This window comes from Erwinia oleae, assembly GCF_000770305.1.
GTDB lineage: Bacteria > Pseudomonadota > Gammaproteobacteria > Enterobacterales > Enterobacteriaceae > Erwinia > Erwinia oleae.
The window spans coordinates 1-23083 of record NZ_JNVB01000012.1; the positions used below are offsets into that span (position 1 = coordinate 1).

The 23083-nt window shown below is 54.8% G+C and carries 20 protein-coding genes; 11 read left to right on the top strand and 9 right to left on the bottom strand.

Translation table 11 applies throughout. From position 1 onward, the window contains the following. Nucleotides 1-51 precede the first annotated feature (51 nt). Nucleotides 52-861 carry an exodeoxyribonuclease III gene (gene xthA, locus GS12_RS05680; protein WP_034944762.1) on the top strand — a complete coding sequence of 270 codons (810 nt, stop codon included), beginning with the start codon at nucleotides 52-54 and terminating at the stop codon, nucleotides 859-861. A gap of 43 nt (nucleotides 862-904) precedes the next feature. Here the strand turns inward: xthA and GS12_RS24910 are convergent, their stop codons facing one another. The 4 genes from GS12_RS24910 to GS12_RS05700 all read right to left on the bottom strand — a co-directional run bounded on the left by GS12_RS24910 (nucleotide 905) and on the right by GS12_RS05700 (nucleotide 4982). Further along, nucleotides 905-1300 (bottom strand): DUF1496 domain-containing protein, encoded by a 396-nt coding sequence (locus GS12_RS24910; RefSeq protein ID WP_034944765.1) that lies wholly within the window; start codon nucleotides 1298-1300, stop codon nucleotides 905-907. After that, the gene (locus tag GS12_RS05690) at nucleotides 1300-3222 is read right to left on the bottom strand and encodes a DNA topoisomerase III (RefSeq protein ID WP_034944768.1); all 1923 of its coding nucleotides are present in this window, start codon (nucleotides 3220-3222) and stop codon (nucleotides 1300-1302) included. The genes GS12_RS24910 and GS12_RS05690 overlap by 1 nt, the downstream gene beginning before the upstream one ends. Nucleotides 3223-3240: 18 nt before the next feature. Next, nucleotides 3241-4287 (bottom strand): selenide, water dikinase SelD, encoded by a 1047-nt coding sequence (gene selD / locus GS12_RS05695; protein WP_034944771.1) that lies wholly within the window; start codon nucleotides 4285-4287, stop codon nucleotides 3241-3243. A gap of 143 nt (nucleotides 4288-4430) precedes the next feature. Beyond that, complete coding sequence (locus tag GS12_RS05700) at nucleotides 4431-4982, bottom strand: NAD(P)H nitroreductase (RefSeq protein WP_034944774.1); 552 nt, start codon at nucleotides 4980-4982, stop codon at nucleotides 4431-4433. 185 nt (nucleotides 4983-5167) lie between these two features. Between GS12_RS05700 and sppA the strand changes: the two genes are divergently transcribed. Both sppA and ansA read left to right on the top strand, forming a co-directional pair. Beyond that, entirely contained in the window at nucleotides 5168-7024 is a 1857-nt protein-coding gene (gene sppA / locus GS12_RS05705) for a signal peptide peptidase SppA (protein ID WP_034944776.1), read from the top strand. A gap of 83 nt (nucleotides 7025-7107) precedes the next feature. Then, nucleotides 7108-8130: an asparaginase gene (gene ansA, locus GS12_RS05710; RefSeq protein ID WP_034915219.1), complete on the top strand. Its 1023-nt coding sequence runs from the start codon at nucleotides 7108-7110 to the stop codon at nucleotides 8128-8130. Between the two features lie 42 nt (nucleotides 8131-8172). Here the strand turns inward: ansA and GS12_RS05715 are convergent, their stop codons facing one another. Then, nucleotides 8173-8451, bottom strand: a complete 279-nt coding sequence (locus tag GS12_RS05715; protein WP_034915221.1) for a YeaC family protein — start codon at nucleotides 8449-8451, stop codon at nucleotides 8173-8175. 3 nt (nucleotides 8452-8454) lie between these two features. Next, nucleotides 8455-8859: a peptide-methionine (R)-S-oxide reductase MsrB gene (gene msrB / locus GS12_RS05720; protein WP_034915224.1), complete on the bottom strand. Its 405-nt coding sequence runs from the start codon at nucleotides 8857-8859 to the stop codon at nucleotides 8455-8457. A 342-nt stretch (nucleotides 8860-9201) separates the two neighbouring features. Here msrB and gapA point away from each other — a divergent pair, with 342 nt between their 5' ends. Together gapA and GS12_RS05730 are read left to right on the top strand one after the other, a co-directional pair. Beyond that, nucleotides 9202-10197, top strand: coding sequence for a glyceraldehyde-3-phosphate dehydrogenase (gene gapA, locus GS12_RS05725; protein WP_034915227.1), 996 nt, complete (start codon nucleotides 9202-9204; stop codon nucleotides 10195-10197). Nucleotides 10198-10257: 60 nt separating this feature from the next. Next, nucleotides 10258-11133, top strand: coding sequence for a D-hexose-6-phosphate mutarotase (locus GS12_RS05730; protein WP_034944778.1), 876 nt, complete (start codon nucleotides 10258-10260; stop codon nucleotides 11131-11133). 9 nt (nucleotides 11134-11142) lie between these two features. On the opposite strand, the gene GS12_RS05735 is transcribed toward GS12_RS05730, so the two are convergent. After that, on the bottom strand, nucleotides 11143-11994 hold the full coding sequence (locus tag GS12_RS05735; RefSeq protein WP_034944784.1) for an aldo/keto reductase: 852 nt from the start codon (nucleotides 11992-11994) through the stop codon (nucleotides 11143-11145). A gap of 60 nt (nucleotides 11995-12054) precedes the next feature. Next, on the bottom strand, nucleotides 12055-12804 hold the full coding sequence (locus tag GS12_RS05740; protein WP_034944787.1) for a MipA/OmpV family protein: 750 nt from the start codon (nucleotides 12802-12804) through the stop codon (nucleotides 12055-12057). A 422-nt stretch (nucleotides 12805-13226) separates the two neighbouring features. Between GS12_RS05740 and yeaG the strand changes: the two genes are divergently transcribed. From yeaG to GS12_RS05770, 6 genes are all read left to right on the top strand, one after another. Next, nucleotides 13227-15161, top strand: coding sequence for a protein kinase YeaG (gene yeaG / locus GS12_RS05745; protein ID WP_034915237.1), 1935 nt, complete (start codon nucleotides 13227-13229; stop codon nucleotides 15159-15161). A 66-nt stretch (nucleotides 15162-15227) separates the two neighbouring features. Continuing rightward, entirely contained in the window at nucleotides 15228-16508 is a 1281-nt protein-coding gene (locus GS12_RS05750) for a YeaH/YhbH family protein (protein WP_034944790.1), read from the top strand. Nucleotides 16509-16788: 280 nt separating this feature from the next. Next, nucleotides 16789-18516, top strand: coding sequence for a potassium/proton antiporter (locus GS12_RS05755; RefSeq protein WP_034915240.1), 1728 nt, complete (start codon nucleotides 16789-16791; stop codon nucleotides 18514-18516). 78 nt (nucleotides 18517-18594) lie between these two features. Continuing rightward, complete coding sequence (locus GS12_RS05760) at nucleotides 18595-18828, top strand: DUF1480 family protein (RefSeq protein WP_034915242.1); 234 nt, start codon at nucleotides 18595-18597, stop codon at nucleotides 18826-18828. Nucleotides 18829-19207: 379 nt separating this feature from the next. Next, nucleotides 19208-20674 carry an undecaprenyl-phosphate galactose phosphotransferase WbaP gene (gene wbaP / locus GS12_RS05765; protein WP_034915245.1) on the top strand — a complete coding sequence of 489 codons (1467 nt, stop codon included), beginning with the start codon at nucleotides 19208-19210 and terminating at the stop codon, nucleotides 20672-20674. 136 nt (nucleotides 20675-20810) lie between these two features. Continuing rightward, nucleotides 20811-22001, top strand: coding sequence for a multidrug effflux MFS transporter (locus GS12_RS05770; protein ID WP_034944793.1), 1191 nt, complete (start codon nucleotides 20811-20813; stop codon nucleotides 21999-22001). Nucleotides 22002-22003: 2 nt separating this feature from the next. Here the strand turns inward: GS12_RS05770 and dadX are convergent, their stop codons facing one another. After that, nucleotides 22004-23074 (bottom strand): catabolic alanine racemase DadX, encoded by a 1071-nt coding sequence (gene dadX, locus GS12_RS05775; RefSeq protein ID WP_034944795.1) that lies wholly within the window; start codon nucleotides 23072-23074, stop codon nucleotides 22004-22006. Nucleotides 23075-23083: the final 9 nt, after the last annotated feature.

A 23083-nucleotide genomic window follows, 5' to 3' on the forward strand; every position in this document is an offset into this window, starting at 1 on the left:
CGCTCTCTGCTACCATTCCGACATCTCTCCCCTTGTAAAGCAGCCTGCGTAATGAAATTTGTTTCTTTTAATATCAACGGACTACGCGCCCGTCCTCATCAGCTTGCCGCTATCGTCGAACAGCATCAGCCCGACGTGATCGGCCTTCAGGAAACCAAGGTTCACGATGATATGTTTCCGCTCGAAGAGGTGGCGAAGCTTGGCTATAACGTATTTTATCACGGGCAGAAAGGTCACTATGGCGTTGCACTGCTGACTAAGATGCAGCCGGTCGCGGTTCGTCGTGGTTTTGCCGACGACAATGAAGAGTCGCAGCGTCGCCTGATCATGGCCGATATCCCCAGCGCGCTTGGCAACATTACCGTCATTAACGGCTATTTCCCGCAGGGGGAAAGCCGTGACCATCCCAGTAAGTTTCCGGCGAAAGAGAAATTTTATCGCGATTTGCAAAACTACCTGGAGCAGGAGCAGCAGCCCTCCAGGCCGGTGCTGATCATGGGCGATATGAACATCAGCGCGGCGGATCGGGATATCGGCATTGGCGAAGAGAACCGTAAGCGCTGGCTGCGCACCGGCAAGTGCTCCTTTTTACCTGAGGAGCGTGAATGGATGGATCGCCTGATGAACTGGGGGCTGGTGGATACCTGGCGCAGCCAGAACGGCGAGGTAAGCGACCGTTTTTCCTGGTTTGACTATCGTTCTAAAGGGTTTGACGACAATCGCGGCCTGCGTATCGACCTGATGCTGGCGAGTCAGCCACTGGCCGCGCGCTGCATTGAAACCGGCATTGACTATGAGATCCGCAGCATGGAAAAGCCTTCCGATCATGCGCCGGTCTGGGCGCGTTTCGACATCGAATAATGAATGATGCACCTTTACCGGAGGGCCAGTCCGGTGAAGGGCTTTACTTCACGGTTTGCCAGGTCAGATTGTTGGTGCCTAGCGAGCGCTCATCGCGGCTGCACTGCAACAATACGCCTTCCATTTTCACTACCGATCCCTCGGTATAGCTGCGGTTTTCATAAGTGCAGCAGCGCAGGCAGGGCGGCTGATTGCTTTGTCCCTGCGTCCACGCTTCCGGCGGCATATCCACCACGACATCAGCATTGGGGCTGCTACCCTGCTCACTGTTGCCGCCGCCGTTATGATAGCCGCCGCCCTGCTCATAACCGCCGCCGTTGCCATAATCATCGCCCTGATGATGCTGTGAATTACCCACGTGCAGGCTTTGATCTGCTGCGAGGAGGTGTCCGCTGAACAGCAGCGCGGCGGAGAGAACTACCCAGGCCGTTCTTTTCATTATTCTGTATCCTTCGCTTTCGCCGCTTTTCGCCGAGGCGGCTTTTTAGATGATCTGGCGGCTGGCGGCAGCCCCCGAAACGCATGGGCGGCGGGCTGCTGTCGCGCCTGTGAAATCAGGTTGTGCAGCGTCTCCACCAGGGGCGTCATGAAATCCTGATAGCGGCACTGCTTCTCACTGATTTTAGTCAACGTTGACTCCCAGTGGGCGGTCATATCCGGCCGCGCCGCCATTTCGGGCAGTGAATGAATTAACGCGCGGCCGGCGGGCGTGGCGTGTATATAGCGCCCTTTCTTCAGCAGAAAGGCACGCTTAAACAGCAGCTCGATGATCCCCGCACGGGTTGCTTCCGTTCCTAAACCATCGGTCGCACGCAGTACTTTCTTTAGATCTTTATCCTGTACAAAACGTGCGATGCCGGTCATGGCCGATAACAACGTCGCATCGGTAAAGTGACGCGGCGGCTGCGTCTGTTTTTCCACCACCTCGCCGCGTTCGCAAAGTAGCGTGTCACCTTTCGCCACTACCGGCAGCGGCGTGCCGTCGTTCTCCTCATCGCGTTCCTTGCTGCCAAGCAGCGCGCGCCAGCCCGCTTCGGCAAGAAAACGCGCTTTTGCAACGAATTTACCCCCGGCGATATCCAGCTCAATCACGCATTTGCGGTAAACGGCATCCGGGCAGAATTGCATCAGGTACTGGATAGCGATCAGGCGATAGATCTGACTTTCCGTGTCGCTCAGGCGAACCGCGCTGCTGCGTGCGGTAGGAATAATGGCATGGTGCGCGTCAACTTTTTTATCATCCCAGCAGCGGTTTTTACGATCGCTGTCAAAATCCCCCGGCGGCGTGAGATCGGGCTGATGAATACCAATCGCATTCAGCACCGAGTGCCGTCCCGCGAAATGTTCCGCAGGCAGATAGCGGCTGTCCGAACGTGGGTAGGTGATCAGCTTATGGGTTTCGTACAGCTTCTGGCAGGTATCCAGCACCGCCTGGGCGCTGAGGCCAAAGCGTTTCGCCGCCTCAATTTGCAGGCTGGAGAGCGAAAACGGCAGCGGTGCGGTGTCATTTTCCCGTTTGTCATTATAGCTGGTGACCTGAGCAGGCTGTCCGCTGATGCGGGTTACCACATGGTCGGCAAGCGCCCGACGCAGCAGTCGCCCCTCTTCGTCCTGATAGGGTTCGCACGCCTCGCTTGGCTGCCACAACGCAACAAAACGCTCTTCAGCCGGCGTGACGATGTGGGCTTTTACTTCAAAGTAGTCCTTTGCCACAAAGCTTTCGATCTCCTCATCACGCCGCACCACCAGCCCCAGCACCGGCGTCTGAACACGGCCAACGGAGAGCACGCCATCGTAGCCCGCGTTTCGTCCCAACAGCGTATAGGCACGCGTCATATTGATGCCGTAAAGCCAGTCGGCGCGCGCTCTGGCCAGCGCGGAAACGCACAGGGGAATAAACTCACGGTTTTCGCGCAGCCTGCCGATAGCCCTTTCCACCGCTTGCGGATTGAGATCGTTAATCAGACATCGCCGCACCTGGTCACGTTTTGCGGCAGGCATCGCCAGGTAGTCGAGCACCTCATCTACCAGCAACTGCCCTTCTCTGTCCGGGTCACCGGCGTGGATGACTTCGCTGGCTTTGCCAAGCAGACCCTCAATCACCCGAAGCTGCTTTGCCACCGACGGCCGCGGCTGTAGCCGCCACTTTTCCGGCACGATAGGCAGATCCGCCAGCGACCAGCGCGCGAAACGGCTGTTGTAGCTGTCCGGCTGCGCCTGCTCAAGCAGGTGGCCGACGCACCAGGTCACCATGTTATCGGAACCGCAGGCGATGAAACCGTCGCCGCGACGGTGAGGCTCAGGCAAAACGTCCGCTATCGCGCGGGCAAGGCTGGGTTTTTCTGCAATAAACAAGCGCATCCGGGATTTGCTTCCTGCTCAGCCGATAATTTCAATCAGCGCCCGGCCCGCCCGCGGCGCATGCAGCTCGCCGATGGCGGTAAGGGAGGTATTCATTACGCCTGCGCGCTCGATGACCGCCGCTTCTGCTTCAGGCGTTACCGCCAGCAGCAGACCGCCGGAAGTTTGCGGATCGCACAGTAGCTGTCGCTGAGGTTCGCTCATTTCGCCAATCAAATGGCCGTAGCTGGCGAAGTTGCGTGCGGTTCCGCCGGGAACGCAGCCACGGGCGATGTAGCCGTCAACGCCTGGCAGGCGAGGCACTGCGCTGAACCAGACGTCCGCCTGCACGCCGGAGCCCTGGCAGATTTCGCTAAGATGCCCCAGCAGGCCGAAACCGGTGACGTCAGTCATCGCCGTCACGCCGTCAACATCGGCGAACACGGCCCCGGCTTTATTCAGCTGGCACATCACTTCCGTGGCAAGGCCAACATGTTCTGGTTGGAGCAGCGTCCGTTTCTCAGCCGTCGTCAACACGCCGATACCCAGCGGCTTGGTGAGAAACAGCTTGCACCCTGCGCGCGCTGCGCTGTTTTTCTTTACCTTATGCGGATCGATTACGCCGGTTACCGCCAGGCCGAAAATAGGCTCCGGCGCGTCGATTGAATGCCCGCCCGCCAGCGAGATCCCCGCGTCGCGGCAGACGTGGCGCCCGCCCTCAATCACCTGCTTCGCCACCGACGGCGGCAGTTTATCCACCGGCCAGCCCAGAATGGCGATCGCCATAATCGGTTTACCGCCCATGGCATAGATATCACTGATGGCGTTGGTGGCCGCGATGCGGCCAAAATCAAAGGGATCGTCAACGATGGGCATAAAGAAGTCGGTTGTGCTGATCACCGCCGTACCGTTACCTGCATTCCAGACCGCCGCATCGTCACGGGTTTCATTACCCACCAGCAGATGCGGATCGTTGAATAACGGGCTGTCGCTGTGCAGGATCTGCTCAAGGACGGCGGGCGAAATTTTGCAGCCGCAGCCGGCGCCATGACTGTATTGCGTCAGGCGAATGGTTTCGTCTTTCATTTTATGGCTCCCATCAGGCATCAACCCGCGACATGGTAGCGCTTAATGCCGACAGTAGTAAGGGCTGAGATATTTTTCCGCCGCCGTTCGCTCATTATCACCACAAAATGCGGGGCCGCTCGCAACCCCTGAGTGCAAAATCTTCAGAAACGGCTGACAAAAGGCGCGGTATCTGGCGGGATAACGGTGGTGGAAGACTTTAACTGCGGCGTGCCGAGGTAAAGGAAGCCGACGATGGCGTCCTGCTGGCGACAGTTGAACGCATCGCGTACGGCAGCATGTTCCGTCCACGCCCCGCTGCGCCAGACACCGTTGAAGCCCTGCGCCAGCGCGGCCATCTGCATCGCCATGACCGCGCAGCCCGCCGACACTACCTGCTCCCAGCGCGGCACTTTATGATCTTCTTCGCAATGTGCCACCACGGTGATGATCATCGGCGCGCGATACGGGGCCTTTTTCGCTTTTTCAATCGCTTTGTCGTCCATCCCGTCCGTGCGGGCTGCCTCTTCGAGCAGCGTGCTGAAACGGTCACGCCCGTCATTTTCAACAATAATGAAGCGCCAGGGCTGTAGCGTGCCGTGATCGGGCGCGCGCATACCGGCACGGAGGATATTTTCGAGTACCTCGCCCGCAGGCGCAGGTTCACTCAGGCGTGACGCCGAACGACGGTTAACGACCAGATCCAGTGCATCCATTTTTACCTCCTGATAACACGTGTAGTACGTCCAGGCTAGCACAGGATGATGATTTGTTACAGCATTGCACTTTTTCCTGCTGACAATTTCACCGTCGCTAATTAGGATGTCATCATCACGCTGCGGTTTGGCGAAAAGGCGACAGCGTCTTTCCCTTACCGGGTTTTTATCAAAATGGAGAAGTTATGCGCACTTTGTGGCGAATCATTGCCGGTTTTTTCAAATGGACCTGGCGGCTGTTGAATTTTGTTCGTGAATTTATTCTTAATCTGTTTTTAGTGCTGTTGATTGTGGTGTGCGTGGGGATCTGGTTCCAGGTGAATCGCGCGACGACGCCGGAGCCGGTGACGAAAGGCGCGCTGGTGGTTGATCTCACTGGCGTCGTGGTCGACAAACCCTCCGTTAATAACAAGCTCAGCAAAATCAGCCGACAGCTGTTGGGCGCCAGCAGCGATCGCTTAAAGGAGAATTCGCTGTTTGACGTGGTGGATGCCATTCGTCAGGCAAAGGATGATGCCAACATTACCGGAATGGTGCTCGATCTGCGCGATTTCGCGGGCGGCGACCAGCCATCCTTACAATATATCGGCAAGGCGCTGCGCGAGTTCCGCGACAGCGGCAAGAAAATTTACGCCACCGGCGACAGCTATAGCCAGGCGCAATATTACCTTGCCAGCTTTGCTAATAAAATTTATCTCTCACCGCAGGGCAACGTCGATTTGCACGGTTTTGCCACCAACGGCCTCTACTACAAATCACTGCTGGATAAGCTGAAGGTCAGTTCGCACGTTTTCCGCGTGGGCACCTATAAGTCGGCGGTAGAACCTTTCCTGCGTGACGATATGTCGCCTGCGGCACGCGACGCCGATGGCCGTTGGGTGGGCGAGCTGTGGCAGAATTTCCTCGGCACCCTGGCTGCTAACCGGCAGATTACCGCCGATCAGGTGTTTCCTGGCGCGCAGGGCGTGCTTGACGGCCTGCAAAAAACCGGTGGCGACACGGCCCTGTATGCCAAAAACGCAAAGCTGGTTGATGAACTGGCCTCACGCGCGCTGGTTGAAAATGAGTTAGGTAAAATCTTTGGCTGGGACGATCGGGCCAACGAGTACAAAGGCACCAGCATTTACGACTATGCCGTGAAGGATAACGGCTCCGCTAATGGCGAAATTGCCGTTATCATGGCAAACGGCGCCATTATCGACGGAGAGGAGACGCCCGGCAACGTGGGTGGCGACACCACGGCAATGCAGATCCGCGAAGCGCGCCTGGACAAGAAAATCAAAGCGATTATTCTGCGCGTTAACAGCCCCGGCGGCAGCGTTACCGCCTCCGAAACCATTCGTGAGGAGCTGGCGGCGGCGAAGGCAGCTAATAAGCCGGTTGTGGTATCAATGGGCGGCATGGCGGCTTCCGGTGGCTACTGGATCTCCACGCCGGCGAATTACATTATCGCCAGTCCGAGCACGCTGACCGGTTCCATCGGCATCTTTGGCGTGATCAATACCGTTGAAAACTCGCTCGACGCTATCGGCGTTCACACCGATGGCGTGGCTACTTCACCGCTGGCCGATGTAGCGTTGACCAAAGCATTGCCACCTGAGATGCAGCAGATGATGCAAATCAGTATTGAAAACGGCTACAGAAATTTCCTCGGGCTGGTGGCGAAATCGCGTGGCAAAACGCCGGAGCAGATCGACCAGATTGCGCAGGGACACGTCTGGACCGGCAGTGATGCGAAAGCAAATGGCTTGGTGGATGCATTAGGCGACTTTGACGACGTGGTCACCAAAGCGGCGGAGCTGGCGAAGCTCAACAAGCCGAAACTGAACTGGTATCAGGATGAGCCGGGCTTTATGGACATGCTTTTCAGCCAGGTAGATGTCTCGATTCGTGCCGCGCTGCCTGGCGCCCTGAAGGCTTATCTGCCGGCACCGATGGCCGAAGTGGTGAGCGCAATGAAAAACCAGCCAGGTCTGTTTGATAAGATGAACGATCCGCAAAATCGTTATGCGATGTGCCTGACCTGCGCGCAGGTTAAGTAATCAACGCAGCCCGGCCTCTGGTCGGGCTGCTTTTCCCCCGCTTTGCCCTTATACTTCGCCTTTTCGGCAAGCCAGAGTTTTCAATGCAAAAAAAATCTATTTACGTGGCCTATACCGGCGGCACTATCGGTATGCAACGCTCCGAGCACGGTTACATTCCTGTTTCAGGTCACCTGCAATCTCAACTGGCGGCCATGCCGGAGTTTCATCGCGCGGAAATGCCGGATTTTACCATTCATGAATACGCGCCGCTGATTGATTCATCCGATATGACGCCGCAGGACTGGCAGGCGATAGCCGACGATATCCGGCAAAATTATGCGCTGTACGACGGTTTTGTCATTCTCCATGGCACCGACACCATGGCGTTTACCGCTTCCGCGCTCTCTTTTATGCTGGAAAACCTCGGCAAGCCGGTAATTGTGACAGGGTCACAAATTCCGCTGGCTGAACTGCGTTCTGACGGGCAGCAAAATCTGCTTAACGCGCTGTTTGTTGCTGCGAATTACCCGATCAATGAAGTCGCCCTTTTCTTCAACAATACGCTTTACCGGGGCAACCGGACCACCAAAGCGCATGCCGATGGTTTCAATGCGTTCGCGTCGCCTAACCTGCCGCCGCTGCTGGAAGCCGGTATCCACATTCGCCGTCTGAACACGCCGCCTGCACCCGGCGGCGCTGGCGAACTGATCGTACATCCGATTACCCCGCAGCCCATAGGCGTGGTGACAATCTATCCGGGCATTTCTGCCGATGTGGTCAGTAACTTTCTGCTTCAGCCGGTGAAGGCGCTGATCCTGCGTTCCTATGGCGTGGGCAACGCGCCACAGAACCCCGCGTTTTTACGTGAACTGAAAGAAGCGAGCGCGCGTGGCATTGTGGTAATTAACCTGACGCAGTGCATGTCAGGCAAGGTCAATATGGGCGGTTATGCAACCGGTAACGCGCTGGCGCTGGCGGGCGTGGTCAGCGGACACGATCTGACGGTGGAAGCGACGTTGACCAAGCTGCATTTCCTGCTGAGTCAGGATCTGTCGAGCGATGAGGTACGCCGTTTAATGCAGTTGAATCTGCGTGGCGAACTGACGCCGGATGACAAGAATTGAGGATGGACTGAGCGGGCGTCACGCCCGCTGAAGGCGAAGAGACTACTGCAAACGGATAGAAGTGACGTTGTCATCATTAATGCCGAACTCTTCCTTAAGCTGCTTTTTTGTTCGGGTGACGATTTCGCCACCCTTACCCACGCTCATGTGCTGCGGCGCGTCGTTATGTCGCGACTGCCACAGCATCACCAGTTGCAGGCTGTTCTCCTTTTGCTCCGGCGTCAACGCCACGCCGTCCGCCCATTTTCCGGTTTCAACCGCCGTTGCCAGCCGCTGATAGACTTCCGGCGTCATGGCGGCAATCATTTCATCAAGTTCCATGGTTCAGCCTTTAATGTTATTGCCATCATCATCGGTAAAGCTTAATGAAGCGGAGTTGACGCAAAAGCGTTCACCGGTGGGCTGCGGGCCGTCAGGAAATACGTGCCCCAGATGAGCGTCGCAGGTTCCACAGCGGATTTCCGTGCGTTGCATGCCATGCGAATCATCTTCCAGGTAGCGGATCGCCTCGTCCTGATAAGGCTGATAGAAGCTGGGCCAGCCACAGCCGGACTCGTATTTGCTTTCGGATAAGAACAGCGGCGCGTTGCACACCAGGCAGTGATAAATGCCCTCGCCTTTGTTGTGCAGGAGCTTGCCGGAAAAAGGCGGCTCCGTTCCACGCTGCTGCGTAACGTAGTGCTGGATTTCGGTTAAATCGGTTTCAGGTTTCAGGATGTCTTTGGCCATTTTTACCGCTCTCTCGCCGTGTAAATCTGAAAATTTCAGCTACTATTCTAACAAATGCTTAACAAGATCAGGGGAATTTTTTCTTCCAGGCAGGATCTGAAGGCAGCGCGGAAGATAAAATGTGAAGTACATCACTCTTTTTACCTTTCCCCCCTTTATATTTTGTCCGGTCGGCCCAAGATCAGTGCCCAGAAGTCATTGCGAACCGCCTTTTTGGGCAACTATTCCTCGCTGAGGATTTGATTTGCCGCAACAGTTGAAGCGATTCCGCTTGACGCCTGGCAAGGTTTTTGTAATTTTACAGGCAACCTTTTATTCACTAACAAATAGCTGGTGGAATATATGACTATCAAAGTAGGTATCAACGGTTTTGGCCGTATTGGTCGCATCGTTTTCCGTGCTGCTCAGCAGCGTTCTGACATCGAAATCGTTGCCATCAACGATCTTCTGGACGCAGAGTACATGGCTTACATGCTGAAATTTGACTCTACTCACGGTCGTTTCGACGGCACCGTAGAAGTTAAAGACGGCCAGTTGGTTGTTAACGGCAAAACCATCCGTGTTACCGCTGAAAGAGATCCGGCTAACCTGAAATGGGGCGAAATCGGCGTTGACGTCGTTGCTGAAGCAACCGGCATCTTCCTGACCGATGAAACCGCACGTAAACACATTCAGGCAGGCGCGAAGAAAGTCGTTCTGACCGGTCCATCTAAAGATGACACCCCAATGTTTGTTATGGGCGTGAACCACAAATCTTACGCGGGTCAGGAGATCGTTTCTAACGCCTCTTGTACCACTAACTGCCTGGCGCCGCTGGCTAAAGTCATCAACGACAAATTCGGTATCGTTGAAGGCCTGATGACCACCGTTCACGCGACCACTGCAACGCAGAAAACCGTTGACGGCCCATCTCACAAAGACTGGCGCGGCGGCCGTGGCGCTTCTCAGAACATCATCCCTTCTTCTACCGGCGCTGCTAAAGCCGTAGGTAAAGTGATCCCTGAGCTGAACGGTAAACTGACCGGTATGTCTTTCCGCGTACCTACCCCTAACGTTTCCGTGGTTGACCTGACTGCACGTCTGGCGAAGCCTGCTTCTTACAAAGAAATTTGTGAAGCCATCAAAGCTGCCGCTGAAGGTGAACTGAAAGGCGTTATGGGTTACACCGAAGACGAAGTGGTTTCTACCGATTTCAACGGCGAAACCCTGACTTCCGTATTTGATGCGAAAGCCGGTATCGCGCTGAGCGACACCTTTGTTAAGCTGGTTTCCTGGTACGATAACGAAACCGGTTACTCTAACAAGGTTCTCGATCTGATCGCACACATCTCTAAATAAGCGATGTGATGCCATTCTCTGAGGCGACTTCGGTCGCCTTTTTTTATAGCAGGGTGACTCATGAACGAAAAACTCTTCTCGCTCCCCGTTATTGAACAAATCACGCCTTACATTTCTCAACGCCTTGTCGGCGAACTGCCGGTTATCACTATTGTTCATCCAAAGGTCCGCGCCGCAGTCACGCTTCAGGGCGCACAGCTCATTGACTGGCAGCCCGCAGGTGAAGCCCCGGTTATCTGGCTGAGCGCAAAAACCGCCTTTGCCAACGGCAAGGCCATTCGCGGCGGCGTACCAATCTGCTGGCCCTGGTTCGGCCCTGCGGGTGAACCCGCACACGGTTTTGCCCGCAATCTGCCGTGGACGCTTTCCGCCCATGATGAAAACGAAGAGAGCGTGGTGCTGACTTTTGTGCTGGAAAGCAGTGAACAAACAAAGAAACTGTGGCCCCACGACTTTACGCTGCTTGCCCGCTATCGCTTCAGCGATCGCTGCGAAATCGAGCTGGAAGCGCACGGCGAGTTTGAGGCAACGGCAGCGCTGCACAGCTATTTTGCCGTGGCGGATATTGCCGGCGTTGAGGTCAGCGGCCTTGGCAAGCACTACATTGATAAAGTCAATGGCGGTGTTGAAGGCGCGTCCGAAAACGGTAAGCAAACCTATCCGGATCGTGTCGACCGCATTCATACCCGGCCGGAAGACTGTAGCGTGATCGTTGATACGGCAGGCAGGCGCACGCTGGAGATCTATCACCACTACCACAGCGATGTGGTAACGTGGAACCCCGGCCCGGCACTGTCGTGCAGCATGGGCGATATGCCGAATGAAGGCTACAAAACGATGGTCTGCGTTGAGACGGCGCACGTTTCAACGCCGATGATCAGCGCGGCCGAAGCGCCTTCACGCCTGGCGACCACCTTTCGCATTCGTAAAGGCTGATTACACGCCTTAAACGATATCTAACGGCAGTTTACGATCGGGTGCAGGAAAGGCCCGATCGATCGTCTCCCGCTCCGCCCTGGTCAGAGTAATATCAAGCGCAGCGGCGTTTTCCTTCACATGCTGTATTGAACCGGCCTTTGGAATTGCCATCACCCCTTCTTCACGAATAACCCACGCAAGCAGCAGTTGCGCCACGCTTACGCCTTTTTGCTGTGCAATTTCGTTTAATTTTACGTGCGTCATCAGGTCATGCCGTAAACGACCCGCCTGCGCCAACGGACAATAGGCCATTACCGGCATCGCCCGCTCACGGCACAGCGGTAAAAGATCGTATTCAATGCCTCTGGAAGCAAGATGGTAAAGCACCTGGTTTGCCGCGCAGGCTTCGCCGCCCCGTTCATTTAGCAGCGCCTGCATATCGTCGCTGTCAAAGTTGGAGACGCCCCAGCGCCGGATTTTACCCTGCTGCTGGAGAGTTTCCATCGCGCGAATGGTTTCATCCAGCGGCACGCCGCCGCGCCAGTGAAGAAGATAGAGATCGAGGTAATCGGTTTTCAACCTCGCCAGGCTGCGCTCGCAGGCGTTAATTGCATCACTATGGCCCGCATTCCACGGACAGACTTTTGATACCAGCCAGGCGCTGTCGCGTCTGCCCTTTAACGCCTCGCCCACTACCTCTTCCGCGCCGCCGTCAGCGTACATTTCGGCCGTATCAATGACCGTCAGCCCCAAATCGAGACCGCACTGAAGCGCGGCCACTTCGCTTTTACGCTGATGGGCATTTTCACCCATGTACCAGGTGCCCTGGCCGATAGCGGGTAGCGCCACGTCATGGGTAAAGCCGATCGTATGAGCCATGGATCCTCCCGGAGATTTACTGAGTGAAAAAACAGGGCGCGGATGCCCTTTAACAGTGCATCAGAAGGTGTAGCTGATGCCTGTCCATACGGTGAGCTGCGAACTCTGATCGACCATCGGGCTGTCTTTCACCTCATCGCTCAGGCGTGTATAACGACCGGACAGGGTAGCATTCCAGCTCTCATTGATGGCATAAATAGTGGTCAGTTCAAGGTAAGGATTCCAGCTATCGTCCGCATCGTAGCTGGCGAGGCCGCTGCGACGGGATTCTCGTTTAGAGACGCCATAGTAATAGTCATTCTGGTTTTCGCTGCTGTAAACCGCGCCAATACCGGGCGTAACGGAGAGTTGTCCAAACTGGAAGCGGTAGAGGTAGGCCAGATCCCAGATGTAGCCGTTGCTGTTATCCAGTACGTCAGCCGCTACCGTGGTACGCACTGTGCCCCACTCGGCGTTATGTCGCCAGGTTGCGCCAGCCAGCGCGGTCATGTGACGATTATCGAGTTGTTTAAGCTGTTTATTGTCCGTGTCGTCAGTATCAAACTGTTGTGGGGAACCGAGTATGGTGAGTGAAAGCTGATTCTCCTGATCTTTCCACAAATAGTAACCCGCCTGGAAACCATGAATATAGAAACTGTCGCCATCATAGTTGATCAGCGGCAGTGGCAAATAACGGCTGTCTCCCCCTTTATACGGGCTTTCGCTGTAGATTACGGAGGCTCCAAGGCTGACCGGCTCGGCCTGCACAGCGCTGGCAGCGAAACCCGTTGAGAAAAGAACGGTCAGGGCGCTAAGTTTGAAATAGTTCACAATTAATTCATTCCATAAATATAACAATCAGACAGGCCAGTTTTACTGCCGCTGGCGGTAAGGTTAAATCTTTACATGTTTCGTCGCATTTAGCATCAGCTGCTGCAAGGATAATCGCTGCAAAGCCTTTTTTACAATTTTCCCGCAGCCCGCGTCAGTCAAGGTTGTCCCTTTGCAGGAATTTAACTTTGTTATTGAAATTGCATATGAAATAGCCAGTAACTCAGGAAATTTCTTAAATGCCATCTACGCTTAAATGAATGACCTCAGGTTTTGATGAGCAGAGTAACTCTCAGATTTGTGTTTCCGATAATAAGTCAGGTTGGCATAAGGGTTGCTGTACTCTTTTATAAGTTCCTTCAGGGGCTCGCATAACTTAGGCTCCTGGTACCTGTGCTATAAACGAAAGGACGGGCATCGCCATGAATATATTCGATCATTATCGTCAGCGTTATGAGGCTGCCAAGGACGAAGAGTTCACATTACAGGAATTTCTTACTATCTGTCGGCAGGACCGTAGTGCCTACGCCAATGCGGCAGAACGACTGTTAATGGCTATTGGCGAGCCGGTTATGGTCGACACAGCGCTGGAGCCTCGCCTTTCCCGCCTCTTCTCCAATCGTGTTATCGGGCGCTATCCTGCCTTTGAAGAATTTTACGGTATGGAAGAGGCGATTGAGCAGATTGTCTCTTACCTGAAACATGCTGCGCAGGGGCTGGAAGAGAAGAAACAGATCCTTTATCTGCTCGGCCCGGTTGGCGGCGGTAAATCCTCGCTGGCCGAGCGTCTCAAATCGTTGATGCAGCGCGTACCGATTTATGTGTTGAGCGCGGACGGCGAGCGCAGTCCGGTCAACGATCATCCGCTCTGTCTGTTTAACCCGCAGGAAGACGCGAATATTCTTGAGAAAGAGTACGGCGTGCCGCGCCGTTACCTGGGCACGATTATGTCGCCCTGGGCAGCGAAACGCCTGCACGATTTTGGTGGTGATATCTCCCGCTTTAAAGTGGTGAAAGTATGGCCTTCCATCCTGGAACAGCTTGCTATCGCGAAAACAGAACCGGGCGATGAAAACAATCAGGACATCTCTGCGCTGGTAGGGAAAGTTGATATCCGTAAGCTGGAGAATCATGCGCAGAACGATCCCGATGCCTACGGCTATTCGGGCGCGTTGTGTCGGGCAAACCAGGGCGTGATGGAATTTGTCGAGATGTTTAAGGCGCCCATCAAGGTGCTGCATCCGCTGCTGACCGCCACGCAGGAAGGGAACTACAACGGGACGGAAGGTATCTCTGCCCTGCCGTTTAACGGCATCATACTGGCGCACTCCAACGAATCCGAGTGGGTGACTTTCCGCAACAATAAGAACAACGAAGCCTTCCTTGACCGCGTCTATATCGTCAAGGTGCCTTATTGCCTGCGCGTGTCGGAAGAGATCAAGATTTACGATAAACTGCTTAACCACAGCGAGTTGACGCATGCACCATGCGCGCCCGGCACGCTGGAAACCCTGGCTCGATTTACTATCCTGTCGCGTCTTAAGGAGCCGGAAAACTCCAGCACCTACTCAAAAATGCGCGTTTACGACGGCGAAAGCCTGAAGGATACCGATCCCAAGGCAAAATCCTATCAGGAGTACCGCGACTACGCGGGCGTGGACGAAGGCATGAACGGCCTCTCGACCCGATTCGCGTTTAAAATTCTGTCGCGGGTATTTAACTTCGATCATACCGAAGTGGCCGCCAACCCGGTGCATCTCTTCTATGTGCTTGAACGGCAAATCGAGCGCGAACAGTTCCCGCAGGATCTGGCGGAAAAATACCTGGAGCACCTGAAAGGCTATCTGATCCCGAAATACGCCGAGTTTATCGGAAAAGAGATCCAGACCGCCTATCTTGAATCCTATTCCGAATACGGTCAGAACATTTTCGACCGCTACGTGACCTATGCGGACTTCTGGATTCAGGACCAGGAGTATCGCGACCCGGACACCGGCCAGCTTTTCGATCGTGAATCGCTTAACGCTGAACTGGAAAAAATTGAGAAGCCCGCCGGGATCAGTAATCCGAAAGACTTCCGTAATGAAATTGTCAATTTTGTGCTGCGGGCACGCGCGCATAATAGCGGACGTAATCCCAACTGGACCAGCTACGAAAAACTACGCACGGTTATTGAGAAGAAAATGTTCTCTAATACCGAAGAGCTGCTGCCGGTTATTTCGTTTAACACCAAAACGTCAACCGATGAGCAGAAAAAACATGATGACTTTGTCGACCGCATGATGGAAAAAGGCTATACGCGCAAACAGGTTCGCCTGCTGTGTGAATGGTATTTGCGCGTCAGAAAATCGTCGTGATAGTGGCATTCATGCTCACGAGCCAGATATCGTCTGGCTCGGTTTGCAACGTTGTGTGGGGGATCTATGGCCTATTTTATCGATCGGCGTCTCAACGGCAAAAATAAAAGCGCGGTTAATCGCCAGCGCTTTTTGCGCCGCTACAAGTCGCAAATCAAGCAGTCGATTTCCGAGGCCATTAATAAGCGTTCGGTAACCGATACTGAAAGTGGTGAATCCGTTTCCATCCCGATTGATGATATCAATGAGCCCATCTTTCATCAGGGACGCGGCGGTCAGCGTCACCGTGTCCATCCGGGCAACGATCACTTTGTACAAAACGATCGTGTGGAGCGGCCTCAGGGCGGTGGCGGCAGCGGCGGAAGCGGTCAGGGTAATGCGAGCCAGGACGGCGAAGGCCAGGACGAATTCGTCTTTAATATCTCAAAAGATGAGTATCTCGATCTGTTATTCGAAGATCTGGCACTGCCTAATCTGAAGAAAAATCAGCATCGTCAGCTCAATCAATACAAAGTCCATCGCGCCGGCTACACCTCAAACGGCGTGCCGGCCAACATCAGCGTGGTTCGCTCGCTGCAAAATTCGCTGGCGCGACGTACGGCGATGACCGCGGGCAAGCGAAGAATGCTCGGTGAACTTGAAGAAGCGCTGGCGGACGTTGAAAAGAGCGAACCGGCACAGCTTCTCGAAGAGGAGCGCCTGCGTAAAGAGATTGCCGAACTGCGCGCGCGCATTAAACGCGTGCCCTTCATCGACACCTTCGACCTGCGTTATAAAAATTTCGAAAAACGCCCGGAGCCGTCAAGCCAGGCGGTGATGTTTTGTCTGATGGACGTTTCCGGCTCGATGGATCAGGCCACGAAGGATATGGCGAAACGGTTTTATATTCTGCTCTACCTGTTTCTCAGCCGTACCTACAAAAATGTGGATGTGGTCTATATTCGCCATCACACGCAGGCGAAAGAGGTCGACGAGCAGGAGTTTTTCTACTCGCAGGAAACCGGCGGCACTATTGTCTCCAGCGCCCTGAAGCTGATGGATGAGGTGGTTAAAGAGCGCTACGATCCGGCTCAGTGGAATATTTATGCCGCACAGGCTTCTGATGGCGATAACTGGGCGGACGATTCGCCGCTTTGCCATGAGATCCTGACAAAAAACATTCTGCCGGTGGTGCGCTATTACAGTTATATTGAGATCACCCGTCGCGCGCATCAGACGCTCTGGCGGGAATATGAACATCTTCAGGCGGTATTTGATAACTTTGCCATTCAGCACATCCGTGAGCCGGAGGACATCTATCCGGTGTTTCGGGAACTGTTTCATAAGCAGGCCGAAGAGAGTTATTGACGGTTCATTGCAGCCAGTGAATTCAGGCTGGCTGCCCTCCTTATTTTATCGTCGAGCGCAAAAAACAGCGGTGCCGCCTGTTTTTGGCAATCAATCCTTTAAATAACGTACTATTCCTTGCTCCCCGCCGCCTTTTAACGCTGCCTTCTGCGTGCTACTTTATTTTATAAACACAAAACTTCACTGAATCGTCAACAAGATGCGTTACTCTTTTGACATTCGGCGCACTTTTACCCCACACTGACATAATCTGCCGTTAATCCTACAGGAGTGAAGCACTTTGGAAGCCAGCGCAATTTATAGTTTGTTCATTATCGGTTCCGTGCTGGTAGCCGCGAGTATCTTACTCAGTTCTTTTTCTTCCCGGCTTGGCATCCCGATTCTGGTTATCTTCCTTTTTCTTGGCATGCTGGCAGGCAGCGATGGCATTGGCGGCATCGCCTTTGATAACTATCCTGCGGCCTATCTGATCAGTAACCTGGCGCTGGCAGTGATCCTGCTTGACGGTGGTATGCGCACACAGGCCAGCTCATTCAAAGTGGCGCTTGGCCCGGCGCTCTCACTGGCAACGGTCGGCGTACTGATTACCGCAGGATTAACCGGCATGGCTGCGGCCTGGCTGTTCAACCTCGATATGATTGAAGGCTTTCTGGTCGGCGCCATTATTGGTTCAACCGATGCGGCAGCGGTCTTCTCGCTGCTGGGCGGCAAAGGACTGAATGAACGCGTCAGCGCCACGCTGGAAATTGAATCCGGCAGTAACGATCCGATGGCGGTATTTCTCACTATTACGCTGATTGAGATGATCCAGCAGGGCCAGACCGGCCTGAGCGGGATGTTCGTTGTGCATCTGATCCAGCAGTTTGGCCTCGGCATCGTGCTCGGCCTCGGCGGCGGCTGGGCGCTCCAGCAGTTAATTAATCGTGTTCCCCTGCCGGGCGGCCTCTATCCGCTGCTGGCGCTGAGCGGCGGTATTCTGGTCTTCGCCCTGACAACCGTTCTGGAAGGCAGTGGCATCCTGGCCGTTTACCTGTGCGGTTTTCTGTTGGGCAACTCGCCTGTTCGCAGCCGTCACGGTATTTTGCAAACCTTTGACGGCATGGCGTGGCTGAGCCAGATAGGCATGTTCCTGGTGCTTGGGCTGCTGGTTAATCCCAGCGATTTGTGGAACATTGCGCTGCCAGCAATGCTGCTGTCGCTGTGGCTGATTTTGATTGCGCGACCGCTGTCGATTATGGTCGGCCTGCTGCCTTTCCGCGGCTTTACCACCCGTGAGCGCTGGTTTATCAGTTGGGTAGGCCTGCGCGGCGCGGTGCCGATTATTCTTGCGGTATTCCCGATGATGGCGGGCATTGCGCACGCCTCGCTGTTCTTTAATATTGCTTTCTTTGTGGTGCTGGTGTCGCTGATGGTTCAGGGTACCTCACTGGGCTTTGCGGCCCGCAAGGCGAAAGTGGTGGTGCCACCCACCGCGTCGCCCGTCTCTCGTGTGGGTCTGGACATTCACCCGGAAAACCCGTGGGAGCAGTTTGTTTACCAGCTTGGCGCCGATAAATGGTGCGTCGGCGCCGCCCTGCGCGATCTGAAAATGCCGCGCGAAACGCGCATTGCCGCCCTGTTTCGCGATAATCTGCTGCTGCATCCAACCGGTAATACGCGTCTCAAAGAGGGCGACGTGCTCTGCATTATCGGACGCGAACGCGATTTGCCCGCGTTAGGCAAGTTATTCAGCCAGTCGCCGCCGGTTGCCCTCGATCAACGTTTTTTCGGCGATTTTATTCTTCAGGCAGATGCGCGCCTGCATGACGTTTCTGAGATTTACGGCATCGAGCTTGAAGAAGGATTTAACGACCGACAAACGCTGGGTCAGCTGGTGGCAGGTATGATTGGCGGCGCGCCAGTGGTAGGCGATCAGGTGGAATGGAAAAATATGATTTGGACCGTTGCTGAAAAAGAAGACAATGAAATTGTCAAAATTGGCGTGCGCGTGGCTGAAGAGAAGGAATAATCCTGGCCCCCGCGCCTTGTATTTCTGTGCATTGACGACCAGGCTTAGAGAACTTGTTAGTTCTGAAGGGAGAATATCATGGGTCATGTCGTAAAGATTGGTCGCTATGAAATCATCGATGCAGAGATGGACGCACAGAATGTCGATACGGTCAGCATTCCCTGCAACACCAATCCTGGCCTGAGCTATCAGCTCGACGGATGGGACGACCAGACCAGCGTTCCCGCCTGGATTGACGGCGAACCTGTTGATCTTGCAATCGATCATTACGATAAACAGCAGGACCGCTGGGTGTTAAAAAAACCAGCTTGATTACCGCCGCCGCGATTATTCGCGGCGTTTTTTTTGCCTCTGCTTTAATCTTTTTCACATAAATACAGAATTATCCTGATTTTCCGCTTCGCTTATTTCATATAGATGCCTGATATCTGAATATAAAAATAAGACTGTTTTTAGGAATAACCCGTATTAACTCACGGTAATAACTCCTGCATACTCATCTCGCTACAGGGATGAAGCCGCATAAAATATTTCTGTCATATGTTTTAATTATTGTAGATGTTAAACATCGCGGAAAGTAATAAGAATTAATTAATTGAAGATAAAGGAATAAACTTCAATACCCATACTCCTGAACGCATGCTTGATCTTCGTCAGGTCACTCATTCCTCACTCAAAGAGAGCAGGCATTATGGCAAGTACCTTGGTTTTAAATAACCGCAGCCGTACATTTAGCGGTACGCGGAAAAACATTATTGCAAAAGTCGCACTCAGTCTTTCAGATTTAATTTCTATTAACCTGGCGCTATTTTTATCCGCCGCAACCGTACGGGCTATTTGGGGAAATCTGGATGTTTTTATTCCCCCACAGGAAGTACAGGTGCGCTTTATTGCGCAGTTTGTCATGTCGGTAGTGTGCACCGCCTGGTTCTGGATGCGGCTGCGCCATTACACCTACCGCAAGCCATTCTGGTTTGAATTAAAAGAAATTATTAAAACGCTGGTGATATTTTCGCTGCTGGATCTGGCGCTCATTGCCTTCTCCAAATGGGATTTTTCACGCATGCTGTGGAGCTTCACCTGGGTCTATGCGCTGATTCTGGTTCCGCTGCTGCGCGCCAGCGTTAAGCAGGCGATCATGAAAGCAGGCCAGTGGCAGAAGCAGACCATTATTATCGGTTCGGGTAAAAATGCGCGTGAAGCCTATGCTGCGCTGCAAAGCGAAGAGATCCTCGGCTATGAAGTGAAAGCCTTCGTCGCTTCCAACGGACACGGCGGCGCCGAGCATCTTAATGGCGTACCGGTTATCACAGCGAAAGATATCGTATGGGATACGGTCGATCTGGAGAACACGCAGTTCATCGTGGCGATGGAGTATGAGCAGCAGACGATGCGCGATCAGTGGCTTAAACTGCTGTCGAAGAAGAAATGTCGCTCAGTATCCGTGATCCCTACCCTGCGCGGCGTGCCGCTTTACGGTACGGATATGTCTTATATCTTCAGCCATGAGGTAATGATCCTTCGCGTCAGCAATAATCTGGCGAAGCGTTCGTCACGCTTCCTGAAACGCACCTTCGACGTGGTGGTTGCGTCAATGCTGCTGCTGTTCCTGGCACCGGCTTTTGGCCTGATCTGCTGGATGGTCGGTCGTGATGGCGGTAACAAAATTTACGGTCATGAACGTGTGGGTCAGGACGGCAAGAAATTTAAATGCCTGAAATTCCGTTCGATGGTAACCAACTCGCAGGAAGTGCTGGCTGAACTGCTCGCCACCAGCGAAGAGGCGCGCGCAGAGTGGGATAAAGACTTTAAGCTGAAGAACGATCCACGCGTTACGAAAATCGGCGCATTCCTGCGCAAGACCAGCCTTGATGAGCTGCCGCAGTTGTGGAACGTGATCCGTGGTGAAATGAGCCTGGTAGGGCCACGTCCGGTAATCGAAGCGGAACTGGAGCGTTATGCCGGCGATGTTGACTATTACCTGATGGCCAAACCGGGTATGACCGGTCTCTGGCAGGTGAGCGGACGTAACGATATCGATTACGACACCCGCGTCTACTTCGACTCCTGGTATGTTAAAAACTGGGCGCTGTGGACAGACATCGCCATCCTGTTTAAAACCGCAGGCGTTGTACTGCGTCGTGACGGTGCTTACTAAGTCGCCTGCATAAACCGCGCCCTTATCAGGGCGCGTTTTTTTTCTCAGGTGACTATTTCTTTCTTCTCCCCTTTTCTTTTCCCGCCGTAATCCTTACCCTGTCCGGCTTGCTGTTTAATGGACGTCATCACGCACGATGCAAAAATTCACGCTACTTCTTCTGACCCTGGTGCTACTGGCGCCGCTGGGCATCGATCTCTATCTGCCCACGCTGCCTGAGATCGCGCTGGGCCTGAACACGCCGGTCAGCAATATTCAGACCACCATTCCGCTTTTCCTGCTGGTGATGGGACTTGGGCAACTGGTTGCCGGGCCGCTGGTTGATAATCTGGGAAGAAAGCCGCTGGCGCTGGCCGGGCTGCTTCTTTATCTCATTGGCAGCATCCTTGCCGCTACCGCCAGCGGCTGGCCACAGTTTCTGTCGGCCAGGGTGGTACAAGGCTGCGCGGTGTGCTGCACCGCTGTCGTGGCGTTCAGCGGCGTGCGCGATCGTCTGGATGGCGAAGAAGCGGCCCGCGCCTATGGCTTTCTTAACGGCGCGCTGAACATTGTTCCGGCGCTGGCGCCGATGCTGGGCGGCTTTCTGGCTGAGGCTTTCGGCTGGCGGGCACCCTTCTGGTTTCTGACCGGCTATGCATTACTGATTGGCCTGCTGGTGATTTTCTTTTTACCGGAAACGCGTCCGGCGGATACGCTGCGCGTTAAGGGATTGCCGCTGAAGCAGTATGGGCAAATACTCAGCCAGCCGCGCTTTCTTGCCTTTGCTTTTGCGAATGCCGGCGCGCTGGGCATGGTGTTGACCTATGTTTCCCTCGCGCCACAGGTGCTGATGATGGAAGGAAAGCTCACCGCCCTGCAATTTTCCATTGCCTTCGGCGCCAACGGCTTCTGGATCATGCTGGTCAGCGTGCTGGTAAATAAAATGATCCGTAAGGTTGGCAGGCCGGTTTGCCTGTTTATCGGCAGTGTGGCAATGGCGCTGGGCGCGATGATGCTGATGGCGGGCGCAGGGTTTCTTCCTGACGCCTGGCAGTCGCACTGGGCGCTCTATATGCTGCCGGTCGCGGTGGCCGTCGCCGGTCTGGCCTTTACCGTTGGCCCGGCAACCAGCTATGCGCTGGAACCCTGGCAGCAGCAGGCGGGCGTGGCGTCGGCGCTGGCCGGTTTTATTCAGATGGCGGGCGGTGCGGGCGGTGGCCTGCTGGTGATGATGTTGCCGCTGGCGGAAAAATCGGCGCTCGGCCTGATGATGGCGGCGGGCGCGATACTGACCGGCCTCGCCTGGCTATGTAGTAAAAAAGTGCGCGGCACGCTGACCGCGCTCTGATATTAGATGACCGTGACCGGCACGCGCGGCGCCAGCGCGCACATTAACTCGTAGCCTACCGTGCCGGCGCTCGCAGCAACGTCATCAATACGAACGTTGCTTCCCCACAGTTCGACCGCGCTACCGATCCCCGCCTGCGGACAAGGCGTCAAATCAATCGTCAGCATATCCATTGAAATCGCGCCAACCGTCTGCGTCATGACGCCGTCAACCCAGACCGGCGTACCGGTCGGCGCATGGCGCGGATAGCCATCGGCATAACCGCACGCCACCACGCCGATGCGCTGCTCACCACGTGCGTGATAGCGCGCGCCGTAGCCCACGCCGTCGCCCGCCGTCAGCGTCTGGATACCAATGATCGTGCTGCTGAGCGTCATCGCGGGCTGCAAACCGCAGCTGGCGATGTCCCGCCACTGTCCGCTGGGTGATGCGCCATAAAGAATGATGCCGGGTCGCACCCAGTGATAATGCGTTTCAGGGTGCCACAGCGTGGCGGCGGAGTTGGCCAGCGAGCGCGGGCAGTCCAGCCCTTCCGCCGCGGCGTTGATGCGCCGCATCGGTTCGATGATCCCTTCGCTGCTCTCTGCCTCGGCAAAATGCGCCATCAGCGTTATTTCGCCAACGTTTTTCAGCGCGCGCAGCTTCTGCCAAGCGTGATTCACCTGCGTTGGCTGGAAACCGAGCCGGTTCATGCCGCTGTTCATTTTTAAATAAATATCCAGCGGCGCAGAAAGCTCCGCCCTGGCCAGCGCCTGAATCTGCCAGTTGCTGTGCACGCTGGTGGTCAGGCGATAGCGGTCGAGGATCGCCAGCTCGCTGCTTTCAAAAAAACCCTCCAGCAGCAGGATGGGTTTTTTCCAGCCGCGCTCACGCAGCAGGATTGCCTCTTCAAGATTGAGCAGCGCAAAGCCGTCGGTTTCAGAAAAACTTTGCCAAACGCGATCGAGGCCGTGGCCGTAGGCGTTTGCTTTCACCACGGACCAGACGCGTGAATGGGGCGCAGCCTGACGGGCAACCGCCAGGTTATGTCGCAACGCATGAGTATCGATCGTAGCGACGGTCGGACGAGACATAACTTCTCC